At 54.3% G+C, this 20,890-nt stretch carries 18 protein-coding genes; 14 read left to right on the top strand and 4 right to left on the bottom strand.

Going from position 1 to position 20,890, the window contains the following annotated elements; genetic code table 11:
- The first annotated feature begins 21 nt into the window (after window positions 1-21).
- The 8 genes from tig to ACSZPU_RS08275 all read left to right on the top strand — a co-directional run bounded on the left by tig (window position 22) and on the right by ACSZPU_RS08275 (window position 9,768).
- Window positions 22-1,320 (top strand): trigger factor, encoded by a 1,299-nt coding sequence (gene tig, locus ACSZPU_RS08310; RefSeq protein ID WP_498997454.1) that lies wholly within the window; start codon window positions 22-24, stop codon window positions 1,318-1,320.
- Window positions 1,321-1,608: 288 nt separating this feature from the next.
- Window positions 1,609-2,232: an ATP-dependent Clp endopeptidase proteolytic subunit ClpP gene (clpP, locus tag ACSZPU_RS08305; protein ID WP_041852501.1), complete on the top strand. Its 624-nt coding sequence runs from the start codon at window positions 1,609-1,611 to the stop codon at window positions 2,230-2,232.
- A gap of 126 nt (window positions 2,233-2,358) precedes the next feature.
- A complete protein-coding gene (clpX, locus tag ACSZPU_RS08300) occupies window positions 2,359-3,633 on the top strand; it encodes an ATP-dependent protease ATP-binding subunit ClpX (protein ID WP_498997453.1) in 1,275 nt (424 codons plus the stop codon).
- Between the two features lie 183 nt (window positions 3,634-3,816).
- On the top strand, window positions 3,817-6,171 hold the full coding sequence (lon, locus tag ACSZPU_RS08295; protein WP_498997451.1) for an endopeptidase La: 2,355 nt from the start codon (window positions 3,817-3,819) through the stop codon (window positions 6,169-6,171).
- Between the two features lie 210 nt (window positions 6,172-6,381).
- On the top strand, window positions 6,382-6,654 hold the full coding sequence (gene hupB, locus ACSZPU_RS08290; protein WP_041852498.1) for a nucleoid-associated protein HU-beta: 273 nt from the start codon (window positions 6,382-6,384) through the stop codon (window positions 6,652-6,654).
- Between the two features lie 209 nt (window positions 6,655-6,863).
- A complete protein-coding gene (gene ppiD / locus ACSZPU_RS08285) occupies window positions 6,864-8,738 on the top strand; it encodes a peptidylprolyl isomerase (RefSeq protein ID WP_498997449.1) in 1,875 nt (624 codons plus the stop codon).
- A 144-nt stretch (window positions 8,739-8,882) separates the two neighbouring features.
- On the top strand, window positions 8,883-9,263 hold the full coding sequence (locus ACSZPU_RS08280; RefSeq protein WP_498997447.1) for a helix-hairpin-helix domain-containing protein: 381 nt from the start codon (window positions 8,883-8,885) through the stop codon (window positions 9,261-9,263).
- Between the two features lie 97 nt (window positions 9,264-9,360).
- A complete protein-coding gene (locus ACSZPU_RS08275) occupies window positions 9,361-9,768 on the top strand; it encodes a YbgC/FadM family acyl-CoA thioesterase (protein WP_498997445.1) in 408 nt (135 codons plus the stop codon).
- Between the two features lie 98 nt (window positions 9,769-9,866).
- Here ACSZPU_RS08275 and ACSZPU_RS08270 read toward each other — a convergent pair whose 3' ends face one another.
- The 3 genes from ACSZPU_RS08270 to ACSZPU_RS08260 form a co-directional block, all read right to left on the bottom strand.
- Window positions 9,867-10,025 carry a hypothetical protein gene (locus ACSZPU_RS08270; protein ID WP_498997444.1) on the bottom strand — a complete coding sequence of 53 codons (159 nt, stop codon included), beginning with the start codon at window positions 10,023-10,025 and terminating at the stop codon, window positions 9,867-9,869.
- A gap of 24 nt (window positions 10,026-10,049) precedes the next feature.
- Window positions 10,050-10,745 carry a 7-cyano-7-deazaguanine synthase QueC gene (gene queC / locus ACSZPU_RS08265; RefSeq protein ID WP_498997442.1) on the bottom strand — a complete coding sequence of 232 codons (696 nt, stop codon included), beginning with the start codon at window positions 10,743-10,745 and terminating at the stop codon, window positions 10,050-10,052.
- A 67-nt stretch (window positions 10,746-10,812) separates the two neighbouring features.
- Window positions 10,813-12,513: an SgrR family transcriptional regulator gene (locus ACSZPU_RS08260; RefSeq protein WP_498997440.1), complete on the bottom strand. Its 1,701-nt coding sequence runs from the start codon at window positions 12,511-12,513 to the stop codon at window positions 10,813-10,815.
- Between the two features lie 98 nt (window positions 12,514-12,611).
- Here ACSZPU_RS08260 and cof point away from each other — a divergent pair, with 98 nt between their 5' ends.
- Complete coding sequence (gene cof / locus ACSZPU_RS08255) at window positions 12,612-13,430, top strand: HMP-PP phosphatase (protein WP_498997438.1); 819 nt, start codon at window positions 12,612-12,614, stop codon at window positions 13,428-13,430.
- Between the two features lie 41 nt (window positions 13,431-13,471).
- Here the strand turns inward: cof and ACSZPU_RS08250 are convergent, their stop codons facing one another.
- Window positions 13,472-14,518 (bottom strand): PLP-dependent cysteine synthase family protein, encoded by a 1,047-nt coding sequence (locus ACSZPU_RS08250; RefSeq protein WP_498997436.1) that lies wholly within the window; start codon window positions 14,516-14,518, stop codon window positions 13,472-13,474.
- Between the two features lie 115 nt (window positions 14,519-14,633).
- Here ACSZPU_RS08250 and ACSZPU_RS08245 point away from each other — a divergent pair, with 115 nt between their 5' ends.
- The 5 genes from ACSZPU_RS08245 (at window position 14,634) to amtB (ending at window position 20,595) form a co-directional block, all read left to right on the top strand.
- Entirely contained in the window at window positions 14,634-15,092 is a 459-nt protein-coding gene (locus ACSZPU_RS08245) for an Lrp/AsnC family transcriptional regulator (RefSeq protein WP_498997434.1), read from the top strand.
- A 45-nt stretch (window positions 15,093-15,137) separates the two neighbouring features.
- Window positions 15,138-16,901 carry a SmdA family multidrug ABC transporter permease/ATP-binding protein gene (locus tag ACSZPU_RS08240; RefSeq protein WP_498997433.1) on the top strand — a complete coding sequence of 588 codons (1,764 nt, stop codon included), beginning with the start codon at window positions 15,138-15,140 and terminating at the stop codon, window positions 16,899-16,901.
- On the top strand, window positions 16,894-18,672 hold the full coding sequence (locus ACSZPU_RS08235) for a SmdB family multidrug efflux ABC transporter permease/ATP-binding protein (RefSeq protein WP_498997431.1): 1,779 nt from the start codon (window positions 16,894-16,896) through the stop codon (window positions 18,670-18,672). Before ACSZPU_RS08240 ends, ACSZPU_RS08235 begins: the two co-directional genes overlap by 8 nt.
- A gap of 255 nt (window positions 18,673-18,927) precedes the next feature.
- Window positions 18,928-19,266, top strand: coding sequence for a P-II family nitrogen regulator (glnK, locus tag ACSZPU_RS08230; RefSeq protein ID WP_002891893.1), 339 nt, complete (start codon window positions 18,928-18,930; stop codon window positions 19,264-19,266).
- A gap of 30 nt (window positions 19,267-19,296) precedes the next feature.
- Window positions 19,297-20,595 (top strand): ammonium transporter AmtB, encoded by a 1,299-nt coding sequence (amtB, locus tag ACSZPU_RS08225; protein ID WP_498997422.1) that lies wholly within the window; start codon window positions 19,297-19,299, stop codon window positions 20,593-20,595.
- Window positions 20,596-20,890: the final 295 nt, after the last annotated feature.

Here is a 20,890-nt window from a genome sequence, read left to right as displayed (position 1 = left end):
GTGATTTTTTGAGGTAACAAGATGCAAGTTTCAGTTGAAACCACTCAGGGCCTTGGGCGCCGTGTAACGATTACTATCGCTGCTGACAGCATCGAGACCGCTGTGAAGAGCGAGCTGGTTAACGTAGCGAAGAAAGTACGTATTGACGGCTTCCGTAAAGGCAAAGTACCGATGACCGTCGTTGCTCAGCGTTACGGCGCTTCCGTACGTCAGGACGTACTGGGCGAACTGATGAGCCGCAACTTTATCGACGCGATCATTCAGGAAAAAATCAACCCGGCTGGCGCACCGAACTACGTTCCGGGCGAATACAAACTGGGTGAAGACTTTACCTACTCCGTAGAATTCGAAGTGTATCCGGAAGTTGAGCTGCAAGGTCTGGACACCATCGAAGTTGAAAAACCGGTTGTAGAAGTGACCGACGCTGACGTCGACACTATGCTGGACACCCTGCGTAAACAACAGGCTACCTGGAAAGACAAAGATGGTGCTGTTGACGCAGAAGACCGCGTGACCGTTGATTTCTCCGGTTCTGTAGACGGTGAAGAGTTCGAAGGCGGCAAAGCCACTGATTTCGTGCTGGCTATGGGCCAGGGTCGTATGATCCCGGGCTTCGAAGACGGCATCAAAGGCCACAAAGCAGGTGACGAATTCACCATCGATGTGACCTTCCCGGAAGAATACCACGCTGAAAACCTGAAAGGTAAAGCAGCGAAGTTCGCCATCAACCTGAAAAAAGTTGAAGAGCGCGAGCTGCCGGAACTGACTGAAGAATTTATCAAACGTTTCGGCGTTGAAGATGGTTCTGTTGCCGGTCTGCGTGCAGAAGTACGTAAGAACATGGACCGCGAGCTGAAAGGCGCAGTGCGTAACCGCATTAAGTCTCAGGCAATCGACGGTCTGGTGAAAGCGAACGAGATCGATATCCCGTCTGCCCTGATCGACAGCGAAGTTGACGTTCTGCGTCGCCAGGCTGCTCAGCGCTTCGGTGGTAACGAGAAACAAGCGCTGGAACTGCCGCGTGAGCTGTTCGAAGAGCAGGCTAAACGCCGCGTAATCGTTGGTCTGCTGCTGGGCGAAGTGATTCGCACCCACGAGCTGAAAGCTGACGAAGATCGCGTAAAAGGTCTGATCGAAGAGATGGCTTCTGCTTACGAAGATCCGACCGAAGTTATCGAATTCTACAGAAAAAACAAAGAGCTGACCGATAACATGCGTAACGTCGCTCTGGAAGAGCAGGCTGTTGAAGCTGTACTGGAAAAAGCAAAAGTGACTGAGAAAGCAACCAGCTTCCAGGAACTGATGAACCAGCAGGCTTAATTTATTCATCCGGTATAAAGAGTAAACAATAAGCCCGTCACCTTCTGGTGGCGGGCTTTTTTTTATCGCATTGACGTTATCAGAACTGTGCTAAAAGGGCGTTTCAGTGTTAGCGTAACAGCAAAAGATTGTTATGCTTGAAATAAGGTGTGGTCATCCCCATTAAGGGACTATCGACTGTGAACACTCTGGCTGATAATCCGTCCGTGAGGGGGTCGTAGTCAGACCTGGCTCACTCAAGTACAATCAGTACAGCAGGTTATTTATTTTTAGATCCAGGAGACGGACATGTCATACAGCGGCGAACGAGATACCTTTGCACCCCATATGGCCCTGGTGCCAATGGTTATTGAACAGACCTCACGTGGTGAGCGCTCCTTCGATATCTACTCCCGTCTTCTTAAGGAACGTGTCATTTTCATGACTGGTCAGGTTGAAGACCACATGGCAAACCTGATCGTGGCGCAGATGCTGTTCCTGGAAGCGGAAAATCCGGAAAAAGATATTTACCTGTACATTAACTCTCCGGGTGGCGTCATTACCGCCGGGATGTCGATTTACGACACCATGCAATTTATTAAGCCTGACGTCAGCACCATTTGTATGGGCCAGGCCGCGTCCATGGGCGCATTCCTGCTGACGGCGGGAGCAAAAGGCAAGCGTTTCTGCCTGCCAAACTCACGCGTAATGATCCACCAACCGCTGGGCGGTTATCAGGGTCAGGCGACGGATATCGAGATCCACGCCCGTGAAATCCTGAAAGTGAAAGGGCGCATGAACGAACTCATGGCACATCATACGGGTCAATCTTTAGAGCAAATTGAACGAGATACCGAACGTGACCGTTTCCTCTCTGCGAACGAAGCCGTCGAATACGGTCTGGTTGATTCAATTTTGACCCATCGTAATTAATGCTCAGGCCGGAGTAGTGCCGCTATAATGAATATCGAGCGGCACTACGCTGGCTAGCGTTTTGCGCCTGGAATGGCATTTGCGTCGTCATGTGCGGCACAAAGAACAGAAAAGAGGTTTTGACTCATGACAGATAAACGCAAAGATGGTTCGGGCAAACTGTTGTACTGCTCTTTTTGCGGCAAAAGCCAGCATGAAGTGCGCAAGCTCATTGCCGGGCCGTCCGTGTATATCTGCGACGAATGTGTTGATCTGTGTAACGACATCATTCGCGAAGAGATTAAAGAAGTTGCGCCGCATCGCGAGCGCAGTGCTCTGCCGACCCCGCACGAGATCCGCCATCACCTGGACGATTATGTTATCGGCCAGGAACAGGCGAAAAAAGTGCTGGCCGTCGCGGTATACAACCACTACAAACGTCTGCGCAATGGTGACACCAGCAATGGTGTTGAACTCGGCAAAAGTAACATTCTGCTGATCGGGCCGACCGGTTCCGGTAAAACGCTGCTGGCTGAAACGCTGGCGCGTCTGCTGGATGTTCCGTTTACCATGGCAGATGCTACCACCCTGACCGAAGCCGGTTACGTGGGTGAAGACGTTGAAAACATCATCCAGAAGCTGCTGCAGAAGTGCGACTACGACGTACAGAAAGCGCAGCGCGGCATCGTCTATATCGATGAGATCGATAAGATTTCGCGTAAGTCTGACAACCCGTCCATCACCCGTGACGTATCCGGTGAAGGCGTGCAGCAGGCGTTGCTGAAACTGATCGAAGGCACCGTGGCTGCCGTGCCGCCGCAGGGTGGTCGTAAGCACCCGCAGCAGGAGTTCTTGCAGGTTGATACCTCCAAAATCCTGTTCATCTGTGGTGGTGCATTCGCCGGTCTGGATAAAGTGATTTCCCACCGTGTTGAAACCGGGTCAGGTATTGGTTTTGGCGCAACGGTGAAATCCACGTCTGAAAAACCGAACGAAGGCCAGCTGCTGGCGCAGGTTGAGCCGGAAGATCTGATCAAATTTGGTCTGATCCCGGAATTCATCGGCCGTCTGCCGGTTGTGGCTACGCTCAATGAGTTGAGTGAAGACGCGCTGATCCAGATCCTGAAAGAGCCGAAAAACGCCCTGACCAAGCAATATCAGGCACTGTTTAATCTTGAAGGTGTGGATCTGGAATTCCGTGACGAAGCGCTTACTGCTATCGCCAAGAAAGCGATGGTGCGTAAAACCGGTGCGCGTGGTCTGCGTTCCATCGTCGAAGCCGCGTTGCTGGACACCATGTACGACCTGCCGTCACTGGAAGAGGTTGAAAAAGTGGTTATTGATGAGTCCGTCATCGGCGGGCAAACCAAGCCATTGCTGATCTACGGCAAGCACGAAGCTCAGCAAGCATCTGGTGAATAATTCGCCAATCCATACAGATAGTTAATCAAAAAGGGGGGATTTTATCTCCCCTTTTATTTTTCCTTATTCTCGCCGTTGAATGTATGGAATACATCCCCATATACTGCTTTACATGTTAATGGTGCGTGTTGCACAGTCACGTCACCGGATTACCTGGCGGACATTAAACTAAGAGAGAGCTCTATGAATCCTGAGCGTTCTGAACGCATTGAAATCCCCGTATTGCCGTTGCGCGATGTGGTGGTTTATCCGCACATGGTCATACCCCTGTTTGTAGGGCGGGAAAAATCTATCCGTTGTCTTGAAGCGGCCATGGACCATGATAAAAAAATCATGCTGGTTGCGCAGAAAGAAGCCTCAACGGATGAGCCGGGTGTAAACGACCTTTTCACCGTCGGGACCGTGGCCTCTATTCTGCAGATGCTGAAACTGCCTGATGGCACTGTTAAAGTGCTGGTGGAAGGTCTGCAGCGCGCGCGCATTACCACCCTGTCGGATAATGGCGAGCACTTCACGGCCAAAGCGGAATACCTCGACTCCCCGGCCATTGATGAGCGTGAGCAGGAAGTGCTGGTACGCACGGCCATCAGCCAGTTTGAAGGCTACATCAAGCTCAACAAAAAAATCCCACCGGAAGTGCTGACTTCACTGAACAGCATTGACGACCCTGCGCGCCTGGCGGATACCATTGCCGCACATATGCCGCTCAAGCTGGCGGACAAACAGTCCGTGCTGGAGATGTCCGACGTTAACGAACGTCTGGAATATCTGATGGCGATGATGGAATCGGAAATCGACCTGCTGCAGGTTGAGAAACGTATCCGTAATCGCGTCAAAAAACAGATGGAGAAATCCCAGCGCGAGTACTATCTGAACGAGCAGATGAAAGCCATTCAGAAAGAACTTGGCGAGATGGATGACGCGCCGGATGAAAACGAAGCGCTGAAACGCAAAATCGACGCGGCTAAAATGCCGAAAGAGGCCAAAGAGAAGGCCGAAGCCGAGCTGCAGAAACTGAAAATGATGTCCCCGATGTCAGCGGAAGCCACCGTGGTTCGCGGTTACATCGAGTGGATGATTCAGGTTCCGTGGTTTGCGCGCAGCAAAGTGAAAAAAGATTTGCGTCAGGCGCAGGAAGTGCTCGATACCGACCACTACGGCCTTGAACGCGTCAAAGACCGCATCCTCGAGTATCTTGCGGTGCAGAGCCGTATGAACAAGCTGAAAGGTCCAATCCTGTGCCTGGTTGGACCGCCGGGGGTAGGTAAAACCTCTCTGGGTCAGTCCATCGCTAAAGCGACCGGACGTAAGTATATCCGTATGGCGCTGGGCGGCGTGCGTGACGAAGCGGAAATTCGCGGTCACCGTCGTACCTATATTGGCTCCATGCCGGGCAAACTGATCCAGAAAATGGCCAAAGTGGGCGTGAAAAACCCGCTGTTCCTGCTCGATGAGATCGACAAAATGTCCTCGGACATGCGCGGCGATCCGGCATCTGCACTGTTAGAGGTGCTGGATCCGGAGCAGAACGTGGCGTTTAGCGATCACTATCTGGAAGTGGATTACGATCTCAGCGACGTCATGTTTGTTGCGACATCCAACTCCATGAACATTCCGGCACCGCTGCTGGATCGTATGGAAGTGATTCGTCTTTCCGGTTACACGGAAGATGAGAAGCTGAACATCGCGAAACAGCACCTGCTGACGAAACAGATTGAACGTAACGCTCTGAAATCAACGGAACTGACCGTGGATGACAGCGCGATCGTCGGTATCATTCGTTACTACACCCGTGAAGCGGGCGTACGTAGCCTTGAGCGTGAAATTTCTAAATTGTGCCGTAAAGCGGTGAAACAGCTGCTGATGGATCCGACGCTGAAACACATCGAGATCAACGGTGACAACCTGCACGATTACCTGGGCGTTCAGCGCTTTGACTATGGCCGTGCGGATGACGAAAACCGTGTTGGTCAGGTGACCGGCCTGGCGTGGACCGAAGTGGGTGGCGATCTGCTGACTATCGAAACCGCCTGTGTACCGGGTAAAGGCAAGCTGACCTATACCGGTTCACTGGGTGAAGTGATGCAGGAATCTATCCAGGCAGCGCTGACGGTGGTGCGCGCGCGCGCAGAAAAACTCGGCATCAACGGGGATTTCTACGAAAAACGCGACATTCACGTTCACGTACCGGAAGGGGCAACGCCGAAAGACGGCCCAAGCGCCGGTATCGCGATGTGTACCGCACTGGTTTCTTGCCTGACCGGCAACCCGGTACGTGCTGATGTGGCGATGACGGGTGAAATTACCCTGCGTGGCCAGGTTCTGCCGATTGGCGGTCTGAAAGAAAAACTGCTGGCGGCACACCGTGGTGGCATCAAAACCGTGTTGATTCCTTACGAGAACAAGCGCGATCTTGAGGAAATTCCGGAAAACGTCATTGCAGACCTGGACATTCATCCGGTTAAGCGCATTGACGAGGTTCTGGCCCTCGCACTGCAAAACGAACCGTTCGGCATGCAGGTCGCGACCGCAAAATAGTGACCGCGCGCAAAGAGCGTTGATAAAAACAAGGCTGGTAAGGCATTTCGGACTTGCCAGCCTTTTTTTGTATAGCTAATTTAGATTGCTGGTTGGGTGTGTCATCAACAACTGGTGTTGTAAGGGCATGACAGGCCTGATATAACTGCTGCGCGGTCGCGCTGTGAAGGACTCAGGCGCGATATAAATTATAAAGAGAGGAAGAGAAGAGTGAATAAATCTCAACTGATAGACAAGATTGCCGCGGGAGCTGACATCTCTAAAGCGGCTGCTGGACGTGCGTTAGATGCTTTAATTGCTTCTGTTACTGAATCTCTGAAAGAAGGGGATGATGTAGCGCTGGTAGGTTTTGGTACTTTTGCTGTTAAAGAGCGTGCTGCGCGTACAGGTCGCAACCCTCAGACCGGCAAAGAAATCACAATCGCCGCAGCTAAGGTTCCGGGCTTCCGCGCGGGCAAGGCACTGAAAGACGCGGTTAACTGATCGCTTTCCCCGCGGGAAGGTGAAAAGTACAAGGGCGCATCGAAAGATGTGCCTTTTTTATTTATTCAGTCACTCTTATCTGAGTTTCTGCGAGTTGTGGGCTGACAATTGCCCCCTTTTCTTGTCAAAATACGACCCTATACGCAGCGTCGGGAAACTGAGTGACTGCGCGAGGTCTACAGTCACCTACAGCGGAGTGTTGTTACACCATGATGGACAATTTACGCACGGCAGCAAACAGCATCGTGCTCAAGATCATTTTCGGCGTCATTATCGTGTCGTTCATTTTGACCGGCGTCAGCAGCTACCTTATTGGCGGTAACAATAATTATGCCGCAAAGGTTAATGACCAGGAGATAGGTCGCGCGCAATTCGAAAATGCGGTTGCCAGTGAGCGTAATCGGATGCAGCAGCAGCTGGGCGACCAGTTCTCCGAGCTGGCCGCGAATGAAAACTACATGAAATCCATGCGTCAGCAGGTGCTGAACCGTCTTATCGACGAAGCGCTGCTGGATCAATACGCTAAAAACCTGCACCTGGGCATCAGTGATGAGCAGGTTAAGAAAGCGATTTTTTCCACTCAGGCTTTCCAGACGAACGGTAAATTTGATAACGACCGTTTCAACGGCATCGTCAATCAGATGGGCATGAACGCGGATCAGTATGCTCAGGCGCTGCGTAATCAGCTGACCTCTCAGCAGTTGATTAACGCGGTTGCGGGCACTGACTTCATGCTGAAAGGCGAGACGGACGAACTGGCCGCGCTGGTCTCCCAGCAACGTGTTGTGCGTCAGGCACTGATCGATGTGAATGCGCTGGCGGCAAAACAGACCGTGAGCGATCAGGAAATCTCCGCTTTCTACGAGCAGAACAAAGCCCGCTTTGTGTCACCGGAGCAGTTCCGCGTGAGCTATATCAAGCTGGATGCGACCAACATGCAGCAGAACGTCAGCGATGCGGATGTTCAGTCTTACTACGACCAGCACATGGATCAGTTCACACAGCCGCAGCGTAACCGCTACAGCGTGATTCAGACCAAAACAGAAGATGAAGCCAAAGCCGTGCTGGACGCGCTGAGCAAAGGCGCTGATTTTGCCGCGCTGGCGAAAGAAAAATCCGCTGATATCATCTCTGCCCGTAACGGCGGTGATATGGGGTGGCTGGAACCTGGCACAACGCCGGACGAACTGAAAAATGCCGGCCTGAAAGACAAAGGCCAGCTGTCTGGTGTGATCAAATCTTCCGTTGGCTTCCTGGTTGTTCGCCTTGATGATATTCAGCCAGCAAAAGCTAAACCGCTGAGCGAAGTGCATGACGAAATCGCCGCGAAAGTGAAGCAGGATAAAGCGCTGGATGCCTGGTATGCCCTGCAGCAGAAAGTGAGTGAAGCTGCCAGCAACGACAACGAATCTCTGACCGGTGCCGAACAGGTTGCAGGTACTAAAGTGGTTGAGACTGGCTGGTTCAGCCGTGACAGCCTGCCGGAAGAACTGAATTTCAAACCGGTTGCCAACGCTATCTTTGACGGTGGTCTGGTCGGTGTGAACGGTGCGCCGGGCAGCAACTCTGACATTATCACTGTCGATGGCGATCGTGCCTTTGTACTGCGCGTGAGCGAGCACAAAGCCGAAGCAATTAAGCCATTAGAGGAAGTGAAGGAGCAGGTTAGCGATATCGTGAAGCACAACAAAGCAGAGCAGCAGGCCAAACTGGATGCTGACAAGCTGATTGCTGAGCTGAAAGCCGGTAAAGGTGACGATGCGCTGAAAGCGGCGGGTTTAAGCTTTGCTGCCGCCAAAACGCTGACCCGTACGGGCCAGGATCCGATTAGCCAGGTTGCGTTTGGCCTGCCGCTGCCGGAGAAAGACAAACCGGGTTACGGCGTGGCGAATGATACTCAGGGCAACGTTGTGATTCTGGCGCTGGATGAAGTGAAAGCCGGTACTATGCCGGACGATCAGAAGAAAGCGATGGTTCAGGGTATCACCCAGAACAATGCACAGATTGCTTTTGAAGCGCTGATGACCAACCTGCGTAAAGACGCCAAAATTAAACTTGGCGCGATTATGGAACAGCAGGAATAACGAGACGCTTCCCACAAATATTGCAACGCTTTGCAATTTCAAAGGCCGCTTTCGCGGCCTTTTCCACATTTGTTATTCGCCATTTGTCCCGTGTTTCCCGGTTGTTTATCGTAGCGTTGTTGTTAAACACTAAGGAGAAACAGCATGAAACATGGAATCAAAGCACTTTTAATGACCCTTTCTTTTGCCTGTGCTGGCATCAGCTATAGCGCTCTGGCAGCCCCTGCCGATGCAGGCGCCAAAGCCCCAGCGGTACAAACCAAAGCAGACAATAGTGCGACGCCGGTAGCCAAAACGCCTGATGCGACCAAAAGCGCCGACGAGGATGGCACCAGGGTCAGCATTAATACCGCCAGCGCTGAAGATTTGGCGCGAGTGATGAATGGGGTGGGAATGAAAAAAGCCGAGGCAATCGTCAGTTACCGGCAAGAGTATGGACCATTTAAGACACTTGATGATCTCAAACAGGTGCCGGGTATGGGGGGCGCACTCGTTGAACGTAACCTTGGAAACCTGACCTTGTAGAAGATGGGGCTTGCGTAGTCGCGAAATTTTGCCAGACTAGAGAGGTCATACCAGTTATGACCTCTGTTCCTATAACAAAAGTTAAGGTTAAAGCGCTATGCAGACTCAGATCAAAGTTCGTGGTTATCACCTCGATGTCTATCAGCATGTTAACAATGCCCGTTATCTGGAATTTCTGGAAGAAGCGCGTTGGGATGGGCTGGAAAACAATGAAAACTTTAAGTGGATGACGACGAATAACATCGCGTTCGTGGTCGTCAACATCAATATCAACTACCGTCGGCCTGCCGTGCTGGGCGATCGCCTGACAGTAACCAGCCATGTTAAACAGATCAACGGGCGCAGCGGTGTGCTGAGCCAGGTTGTGACACTCGATCCGGCAGGCGAAATGGTGGCCGACGCGCTTGTGACCTTCGTGTGTATCGATCTTAAAACGCAAAAGGCGCTGGCGCTGGAAGGGGAGTTACGCGAAAGGCTGGAGGAGATGATCCGCGAAGAGGCGTAACGCCTTATCCGGGCAACATGAACATCGCGTGGGTATAAATCGTGGCCCCGGCAAGCGAAGCGCCATCGGCGAAATCTCCCGGATGCGGCGCAAACGCCTTATCCGGGCAACATGAACATCGCGTGGGTATAAATCGTGGCCCCGGCAAGCGAAGCGCCATCGGCGAAATCTCCCGGATGCGGCGCAAACGCCTTATCCGGGCTACGCCGCGGGTACGTGACTTGAGGGAGTTGTAGCCCTGGTAAGTGAAGTGCCATCGGGGAAATCATCAGGTGGGGAGCTTACTGCAGTCCGGTTTTCTTTTTCATCGCCGCCATCACGCCTGGCTTATCGGCCAGGTAGTGACTCAGGCCATTTGCCCGCAGGTTACAGGCGGCACACTGCCCACAGCCATCACCCTTGATGCCGTTGTAGCAGGTCAGCGTCTCATTGCGCACCAGTTCCAGCTTGCCCCAGTAATCCGCCAGCGCCCAGGTTTCGGCTTTGTCTATCCACATCAGCGGCGTTTCAAAGCGAATGTCTTTCGCCATGCCCAGATTCACCGCATGATTCAGCGCTTTAACAAACTCGTCGCGGCAGTCCGGATAACCGGAAAAATCGGTTTCGCATACGCCGGTAATCACCGCTTCGGCCTGTACCTGATACGCGTAAATGGCCGTCAGGGTCATAAACAGGATATTGCGCCCGGGCACGAAGGTATTCGGGATACCACTGACATCGGGCTGATAATCCGGTACCGGGATGCTGTCGCGCGTCAGGCTGCTGACCGCCAGTTCATTCAACAACGTCACATCCAGCACTTTGTGCGCGCGTGCGCCTAACTGTAACGCCAGTTCACGCGCCACATCGATTTCCGCGCGATGGCGTTGACCATAATCGAAGGTGACACAATGCACTTCATCGTATTGTTGCAACGCCTGGACCAGACAGGTCGTGGAATCTTGCCCGCCACTAAACACGACTACGGCACGTTTCATAATCATTCCCGGTATTCATTCATAAAGGCGCTATGGTAACGCGTGCGGATTGCGTCGACCAGCTTCTTCACCGCACCGGGGCCGGCAGCCAGGCCTGGGCGAAATCAAACCAGCCGCGGGTATTCAGGCGAATGCCCTCGACACCCGGCGGCGCGCTAATCCGGTACTGGTAATTAAACAGCGGCGTGAGTATGGCCTCATCCATCAAGCGGATGAATACGTCCTGCAACGCGGCACTGCGTGCAAATTCATCGGGTAGGCTTTGCACCGCATCCAGCGTTGTCTGCAGATGGGCAAATTGCGCATGGCTCAAGACGTTGGGCCAGACCGGATCGCAGCGCAGCCACTGTTCCAGCGTATACTCCGGGGCTTCGCCAATCAGCCTGTCACCCATCATTAAATCCGCCTGCGCCAGCGCGCTGCAGCCTTCCCAGGTTTTCGCATCGTGAAAGATCAGCGTGACCTCGCAACCGAGCGCCGCCAGGTAGCGTTTAAATTGCTGCGCCATGGTGTGCAATTCCACCGGCAAATGATAAAGCAGGGTTAACGTGGTCGGCAGTTCTACGGTCTCTTCCTGCGGCCACTGGGGAATCTCCCAGCCGGGAAGCAGTTCTTTACTGGGGGTAATGAGATCTTCATCCAGCGGCAGGGTATCCAGCAATGCTGTCTGATGAATGATTTGCACAAGCCGTCGCGATTGTGCCGGGGTGAGATTGGCGCCAATACGCTGCGTCAGATAGCAAAATCCGAGGCTGATACTGTTACTCACTGGCTGCAAGTGTACGAGCTCATCGGGTTCGCCAATCGCAATCTGCACCGGATGGCGGCAACTGGTGCCGAGATTCTGCTCAAAAAGCTGCGGCGTAATCCAGAACTCCACCGCTTTCAGTAACGGGTGGGTGAGATGGTACTGCTCATGACTTTCCAGCCTGACCAGCTCCTGACTGAATGAGGCAAGGCGGAACGGCCCGGTTCCCATCTGCGGCATCTGCGGATGCGCCAGCGTGGTTGCATAGCTGGCAAGCCGATGTGCCAGCCAGAAATCCGGATGATGCAGCGTAAACGTCAGGCAGTGCGAGTGGGTGGCCTCCACGCTTTTGACGCTGGCGAAAAGCGTGCGCAGGGCGGGTAGCTCAAGAAGCAACATAAAGCGAGCCTGTAGCTGGCGGATGTCCACCACATCCCCGTTGTGCCAGTGCAGCGTTGTACGGATATGAAATCGCCAGCGCAGCTTGTCCTCGCTGATATCCCAGTGGTGCGCCAAATCGCCCTGCGGCATCTCACTATCGTCAACAAAACGCGTCAGACCAGAGAAGACTTGCCCGGCAAGATGCTGTTCCGCTCGCCCCGGTAAAAAACCCGGTCGCAGCGGCTCAAGGGGGCGATAGTAGGGAATACGCAGCGTCGGGGCGTCGTTTTGCCAGAGTCCGCCCAGGAAGGGATTCAGTAAGATGCGCAAATCTTCCGGCGCAAGCTGTGCCAGCGCCAGCGCGTTTTGCTGCTGCCCTTCATTCAGGGCCTGCTCCATCATCTCCTGACGCAAAGACTCCGGCGCGCGCAAAAACTGCAGCACCGCCCGTTTACCTCGTCCGGAGTGGGAATCCCAACTGAGCCAGCCCGCCTTCTGCATCTGGCGTAGGAGCGTGCGCATATGGCGTTCGCTGCAAAAACAGCGTGCGGCGAGTTCCGCCACGCTGACCTGCTGTATTTCCCCGGAGGACACCTGCCAGAGACGCTGGTATTGATTGAGTCGGTTAAGAAGTCGCATAAACCCGGAACAATTATCTCTATCTGCTCACTATTACTTCCGTATATATGAGGCAATACTTTTGCGCAATACGTTGCGATCACATCTGGAGAGGAAATATGGCCCGGCTGGCTGCTTTTGATATGGACGGCACTTTGCTTATGCCCGATCACCGTCTCGGCTCGCAAACGCTGGCGACCCTGCGCCGTCTGCGTGAACGCGACATCACCCTTACTTTCGCGACCGGCAGGCATGCGCTGGAAATGCGCAAAGTCATCGAAGTTCTCGCGCTGGACGCCTTTTTAATCACCGGAAACGGCACGCGCGTTCATTCCCTTGAAGGGGAGCTGCTATATCGCCAGGATCTCTCTCCGGAAGTGGCTGAACTGGTGCTGCACAGCAAATGGGATACGCAGGCCAGCATCCACGCCTTTAATGACGCCGGCTGGATGACGGATAAACACGTTCCGGAAGCGTTGAACGAGCATATCTACAGCGGGTTCACCTACCAACTGGTGGAGTTAAAACGTCTGCCTGCCCATGACGTCACCAAAATCTGTTTTGTGGGTGAACATGACGATCTGTGCCGCCTGCGGATCCAGCTTAATGAAGTGTTAGAAGGGCGCGCCAACTTGTGCTTCTCCGCCTCGTATTGTCTCGAAGTTTTGCCGCTCGGTTGCAACAAAGGGTCGGCGCTGACGATGCTAAGCTCGCTGCTGGGCGTACCGATGCAGGATTGCATGGCATTTGGTGATGCCATGAACGACAGAGAGATGCTGGCAAGCGTAGGGCGCGGCATGATCATGGGAAATGCCATGCCTCAGCTGCGCGCCGCGCTGCCACACTTACCGGTTATCGGACACTGCCGCGATCAGGCCGTGTCGCACTACTTAACACATTGGCTGGACACACCTAATCTTCCTTATTCCCCCGAATGACGAGATCTTTTCCAGCGGCCAGGTGTGAATACCTGGCTTTTTTATTTCAGTAGCGTACTGATTTCATCGCGCCACGGGCGGATATCGCCGATATTGGCTTCCACCCACTGCGGGTTGTAGTACGTATCGAGATAACGTTCGCCGCTGTCGCACAGCAGCGTCACGATAGACCCGCTTCGCCCTTCTTCGCGCATGCGTGCCGCCAGCTGTAATGCCCCCCACATATTGGTACCGGTGGAGGCTCCCACCCGGCGGCCCAGCTGAGTTTCCAGCCACTGAGCCGTTGCCACGCTGGCTGCATCCGGCACCCGCAGCATCTCGTCCACTACGTCAGGAATAAATGACGGTTCGACGCGCGGTCGGCCGATACCTTCAATTTTGCTTCCCACTGCGGAAAGCAGCCCGGCATCGCGGGTTTGCCAGAAATCAAGGAATACGGAGTTTTGCGGATCCACCACCATCAGCTCAGTGCTGTAGCCCTGACAGCGAATGTAACGCCCGATAGTGGCCGATGTGCCGCCCGTGCCCGCGCTCATAACGATATAGTCCGGCACCGGGTGCGGCTCGTTTTGCATCTGACGAAAAATGCTGTCGGCAATGTTGTTATTGCCGCGCCAGTCGGTGGCCCGCTCGGCATAGGTGAACTGATCCATATAATGGCCGTTCAGTTCGCGCGCCAGGGTCTCGGAGGCCGCGTAGATCTCGCAGGCGCTTTCCACGAAGTGACAGCGGCCACCGTAAAACTCAATCTGTTCGACTTTGCGTTTTGCCGTGCAATGGGGCATGACGGCAATAAACGGTAGCCCCAGCAGGCGGGCAAAATACGCTTCTGATACCGCCGTTGAACCGGATGAGGATTCAATGATGGTGGTGCCTTCTTTTATCCAGCCGTTACAAAGGCCATAGAGAAACAACGAACGCGCCAGGCGATGTTTGAGGCTCCCGGTCGGGTGTGTACTTTCATCTTTCAGATACAGCCGAATGCCGGGAAAAGCGGGCAGCACAAGACGGATAAGGTGCGTGTCCGCAGAGCGCTGATAATCGGCGTTGATTTCGTTAATGGCGTGCTTAACCCAGTCACTGTTCATTCATCTTTTCCATTTATCATTTTGTGCCCAGATTAGCGGAAAACGCAGGAAAGATTGTTGCCATTTAAACTTTGAAATAGACTATTAAGAGAAAAATTTTCTCCTGGGTGGCGTGATGCTAGATAAAATTGACCGCAAGTTGCTTTCCTTGCTGCAAAAGGACTGTACGCTCTCTTTGCAGGCACTGGCGGATGCCGTTAATCTGACCAGCACGCCATGCTGGAAACGGTTAAAGCGGCTGGAGGAGGAGGGTATCCTTCTCGGGCGCGTGGCGGTGCTGGATGCGGAAAAACTCGGTCTGAGTCTGACCGCATTTGTGCTGATCAAAACCCAGCATCACAGCAGCGACTGGTACTGTCGGTTCACCGCCGTGGTATCGGAGATGCCGGAAGTCCTGGGATTCTGGCGTATGGCGGGGGAGTATGATTACCTGCTGCGCGTTCAGGTCGCGGACATGAAACGTTATGATGACTTCTATAAAAAACTGGTCAACAGCGTGCCTGGCTTATCCGATGTGACGTCCAGTTTCGCGATGGAACAGATAAAATACACCACGGCTTTGCCCATTGAATAACCCTCCCGGCGGTAGCCGGAAAACTCACGTTCAGGATGTAACCGCGTGCGATTATTTGCTCAGTTAAGCTGGTACTTTCGCCGGGAATGGCGACGCTATCTTGGTGCTGTAGGCCTGCTTATCATTATTGCTATTTTACAGCTCGCCCCACCGAAGGTGGTGGGGATCATTGTCGATGGTGTGACCCGACAGCACTTTACCTCGTCGCAGATCATGATGTGGGTGGGCGCCCTGGTGGTGATTGCCATCGTCATCTATCTGCTGCGCTATGTCTGGCGCGTGTGGCTGTTCGGCGCGTCGTATCAGCTCGCCGTAGAACTCCGTGAAGACTTTTACCGACAGCTCAGTCGCCAGCACCCCGAATTTTATCTTCGCCACCGTACCGGCGATTTAATGGCGCGTGCCACCAACGACGTAGATCGGGTGGTGTTCGCCGCCGGGGAAGGCGTGCTCACGCTGGTGGATTCACTGGTGATGGGCTGTGTGGTGCTGGTGGTCATGTCCACGCAGATCAGCTGGCAGCTGACGCTGCTGTCGCTGTTGCCAATGCCGATTATGGCCATCTTTATTAAGCGCTACGGCGACCAGCTGCATCAGCGCTTCAAGCTGGCGCAGGCGGCATTTTCCTCGCTTAACGATCGTACCCAGGAAAGCATGACCAGCATCCGTATGATCAAAGCCTTTGGTCTGGAAGATCGGCAATCGGCGCTGTTCGCTGCCGAAGCGGCGGATACCGGGGCGAAAAACATGCGCGTGGCCCGCGTCGACGCCCGCTTTGATCCAACCATCTATATTGCTATCGGTATGGCCAACCTGCTGGCGATTGGCGGCGGGAGCTGGATGGTGATTCAGGGTTCACTCACGTTAGGGCAGCTCACCAGTTTCACCATGTATCTTGGGCTAATGATTTGGCCGATGCTGGCGCTGGCCTGGATGTTTAACATCGTTGAGCGCGGTAGCGCCGCCTACAGCCGTATCCGCGACATGCTGGCGGAAGCGCCGGTGGTGACCGATGGCACCGAACCTGTCCCGGAAGGACGCGGTAGCCTGCAGATTGGGATTCGCGAGTTTACCTATCCGCAAACGTCGCAGCCGATCCTCAATAATGTGCATGTCTCCCTGCTGCCCGGCCAGATGCTGGGGATTTGCGGGCCAACGGGGGTGGGTAAATCCACTTTGCTCTCCCTTATTCAGCGTCATTTCGATGTTGAGCAGGGGGATATCCGTTTCCACGGCGTGCCGCTGACGAAGTTGAAACTGGACGGCTGGCGTAGCCGTCTGGCGGTGGTGAACCAGACCCCGTTCCTGTTTTCCGATACCGTTGCCAGCAATATCGCACTGGGTAAACCGGGAGCGACGCAGGAAGAGATTGAACATGTGGCGCGGCTTGCCAGCGTGCATGAGGATATCCTGCGCCTGCCGCAGGGCTACGATACCGAGGTCGGCGAGCGCGGCGTGATGCTCTCCGGCGGGCAAAAGCAGCGCATCTCGATTGCCCGTGCGCTACTGCTTAATGCCGAGATTTTGCTGCTGGATGATGCGCTCTCTGCCGTTGATGGCCGCACCGAGCACCAGATTTTGCACAACCTGCGTCAGTGGGGAGAGGGGCGTACGGTCATTATCAGCGCTCACCGCCTGTCGGCGCTGACAGAAGCCAGTGAGATTTTAGTGATGCAGCATGGACATATCGGGCAGCGCGGGCAGCACGAACAGCTTGCGCGCCAGCCCGGCTGGTATCGCGATATGTATCGCTACCAACAGCTGGAAGCGGCGCTGGATGATGCGCCAGAGGAGGCGGTTGATGCGTAAACTTGTGCAGCAGTGGCCGACCCTGAAACGTCTGCTGGCTTACGGTTCGCCCTGGCGTAAACCGTTGACGCGGGCCGTGGTGATGCTGTGGATTGCGGCGGCAGCGGAAGTGTCCGGCCCGGCGCTGATCAGCTACTTTATCGACAACATGGTGGCGAAAAGCTACCTGCCGGTTGGCCTGGTCGCGGGCATGGTCATGGTCTATATTTGCCTGCAGGTGCTGGCGGCCGGGCTGCATTACGCCCAGGCCTTACTGTTTAACGAGGCTGCCGTCGGCGTGGTGCAGCGGTTGCGTACCGACGTGATGGACGCCGCGCTCCGTCAGCCGCTGAGCGCGTTCGACACCCAGCCGGTCGGGCAGATTATTTCGCGCGTCACCAACGACACCGAAGTGATCCGTGATCTCTACGTCACAGTAGTGGCGACGGTACTGCGCAGCGCGGCGTTGATTGGCGCAATGCTGGTGGCGATGTTCAGCCTCGACTGGCGCATGGCGCTGGTCGCTATCTGCATCTTCCCGGCGGTTATCATCGTGATGCTGATTTATCAGCGTTACAGCACGCCGATTGTGCGCCGGATGCGGGCTTACCTGGCGGATATTAATGATGGTTTCAACGAAGTCATCAATGGGATGAGCGTGATTCAGCAATTCCGCCAGCAGGCGCGTTTTGGTGAGCGCATGGGGTCGGCAAGCCGTTCCCACTATCTGGCGCGTATGCAGACGCTGCGCCTCGACGGTTTCTTGCTGCGCCCGTTGCTGAGCCTCTTCTCCGCGTTGATTTTGTGCGGTCTGTTGATGCTGTTCGGCTTTAGCTCGGTCGGCACGATGGAAGTGGGGGTGCTGTATGCCTTTATTAGCTACCTGGGTCGCCTGAATGAGCCGTTGATTGAGCTGACGACCCAGCAGTCGATGCTCCAGCAGGCAGTGGTGGCCGGGGAGCGCGTCTTTGAACTGATGGACTGTCCGCGTCAGGCCTATGGTTATGACGATGAGCCACTGAAAAGCGGATCTATTGATATCAACGATGTCTCCTTTGCCTATCGTGATGACAGCCTGGTGTTGCAGGACATCAGCCTGAACGTACCTCCCCGTAGTTTTGTGGCGCTGGTGGGGCATACCGGCAGCGGTAAAAGTACGCTGGCGAACCTGCTGATGGGGTACTACCCGCTGACCAAAGGGGAAATCCGCCTGGATGGTCGACCGCTTTCCTCCCTAAGCCACAGCGCATTGCGCAAAGGGGTGGCGATGGTGCAACAGGATCCGGTTGTGATGGCGGATACCTTCTTTGCCAACGTCACGCTGGGGCGCGATATTTCCGAAGAGCAGGTCTGGCACGCGCTTGAAGTTGTACAACTGGCTGAGCTGGCGCGCGAAATGCCGGAGGGGATTCACACCCGCCTGGGCGAGCAGGGGAATAATCTCTCTGTCGGGCAGAAACAGTTGCTGGCGCTGGCGCGCGTGCTGGTGGATACGCCGCAGATCCTGATTCTGGATGAGGCAACGGCGAACATCGATTCGGGCACCGAGAAAGCGATTCAGCAGGCGCTGGTAGCGGTCAGGCAGCACACGACGCTGGTGGTGATCGCACACCGACTGTCGACGATTGTCGAAGCGGAAACCATCCTGGTCCTCAATCGCGGTCAGGCCGTTGAACGCGGTACGCATCAGCAACTGCTTGAGGCAAAAGGGCGTTACTGGCAGATGTATCAACTGCAACTGGCGGGAGAAGAGCTTGCCGCCAGCGTGCGAGAAGAATCGCTAATCGCCTGATGCACCAAAATTAAGCACGCTACTAACAGGATCCTCTGTTGGTGCAAAAAAGTAACGCATCGCGCACTGTCGTGGTGCGTTTTTCTTTTCCAGGAACAATCTGAACCATTCCCATTTTCATCCCTGTGCAATCTCATCCTTCTTATACGGCTTAACAGCCTGAAATTTGCCCGTTTTTCATTTTTGGCACACCGCTTGCAATATCTATTGCGTGTTAGCTGCGGCCATTATCGATTTTCGACTGGAGGGGGATCTATGAAGCTGGTTACCGTGGTGATTAAGCCATTTAAACTGGAAGACGTTCGTGAAGCACTGTCTTCAATTGGTATTCAAGGGTTAACCGTGACCGAAGTGAAAGGTTTCGGGCGTCAGAAAGGGCACGCTGAGTTGTACCGCGGTGCGGAGTACAGCGTTAACTTCCTGCCGAAAGTGAAGATTGATGTGGCGATTGCTGACGATCAGCTCGATGAAGTGATTGATGTCATTAGCAAAGCGGCCTACACCGGCAAAATTGGCGACGGCAAAATTTTCGTTGCCGAGCTGCAACGCGTCATTCGTATTCGTACCGGCGAAGCCGACGAAGCGGCACTGTAATACCTGGCACACCGTGAGGGGATGGGTAAAATGAAGAAAGCAATATTAAAAACGGGTCTGGCCTCGCTGGCCTCGCTGGCACTGCTGCCGGGCCTGGCTATGGCAGCCGATCCGGTCGTCGTCGATAAAGCCGACAATGCCTTTATGATGATTTGCACCGCACTGGTGCTGTTCATGACAATTCCGGGCATTGCCCTGTTCTATGGCGGCTTAATCCGCGGTAAAAACGTCCTCTCTATGCTGACGCAGGTGGCGGTTACGTTTGCACTGGTGTGCGTACTGTGGGTAGTTTATGGCTACTCTCTGGCCTTCGGCACTGGCGGTAGCTTCTTCGGCAGCTTCGACTGGGTGATGCTAAAAAATATCGAACTGAAAGCGCTGATGGGGAGCTTCTATCAGTACATTCACGTCGCGTTCCAGGGCTCGTTTGCCTGTATTACCGTCGGCCTGATCGTCGGTGCGTTAGCTGAACGTATCCGTTTCTCTGCGGTACTGATTTTCGTTGTGGTATGGCTGACGCTGTCCTATGTACCGATTGCCCACATGGTATGGGGTGGCGGTCTGCTGGCAACCCATGGCGCGCTGGATTTCGCGGGTGGTACGGTTGTTCACATCAATGCCGCAGTGGCGGGCCTGGTGGGTGCTTACCTGATTGGCAAACGTGTTGGTTTTGGCAAAGAAGCGTTTAAACCGCACAACCTGCCGATGGTGTTTACTGGTACGGCTATCCTCTACTTCGGTTGGTTCGGTTTCAACGCCGGTTCTGCAAGTGCGGCGAACGAGATTGCTGCTCTGGCATTCGTGAACACCGTCGTGGCAACGGCAGGAGCAATCCTCTCCTGGGTCTTTGGTGAGTGGGCGCTGCGTGGCAAACCGTCTCTTTTGGGTGCTTGTTCTGGTGCGATTGCTGGCCTCGTGGGTATCACCCCGGCTTGTGGTTACGTTGGTGTCGGTGGCGCGCTGCTGGTGGGTATCGTTGCAGGCCTGGCGGGTCTGTGGGGTGTGACTGCGCTGAAACGCTTCCTGCGTGTTGACGACCCGTGTGATGTCTTCGGTGTCCACGGCGTGTGCGGTATCGTAGGTTGTATCATGACAGGTATCTTCGCGGCCACTTCTCTGGGCGGCGTGGGTTATGCCGAAGGCGTTACCATGGGCCATCAGCTTCTGGTACAGCTGGAAAGTATCGCTATCACTATCGTGTGGTCTGGTGTTGTCGCCTTCATCGGTTACAAACTGGCTGACATGACTGTGGGTCTGCGTGTACCGGAAGATCAAGAGCGCGAAGGGCTGGACGTCAACAGCCACGGCGAAAACGCCTACAACGCCTGATCGAATTGAGTTATCTCCTGAGCAACGAAAGCCTCCCGATGGGAGGCTTTTTTTATATTTGCATGAACACCACCTCCTATGGAGGTGGTCAGCAATAAGTTGGCTCTGCCAATAATGCTACTCATGGGTAAATCCGAATCTGTTATCCCCATAACTGATAAGGATTTAACCATGAGTAGATTCCAGAAAGCATCTCATGTGCTCTGGTGTTGTCAATAGCGAATTCAGATAATAAGTGCAACGCTCGGACATGATTGTGGAGAGTGTAGGAGGAAGGGTTAACTACCGATAAGTT

The sequence above is a fragment of the Phytobacter sp. V69 genome (genome assembly GCF_965644215.1).
Lineage (GTDB): Bacteria > Pseudomonadota > Gammaproteobacteria > Enterobacterales > Enterobacteriaceae > Phytobacter.
This window is presented reverse-complemented; position numbering and strand designations above follow the sequence as displayed.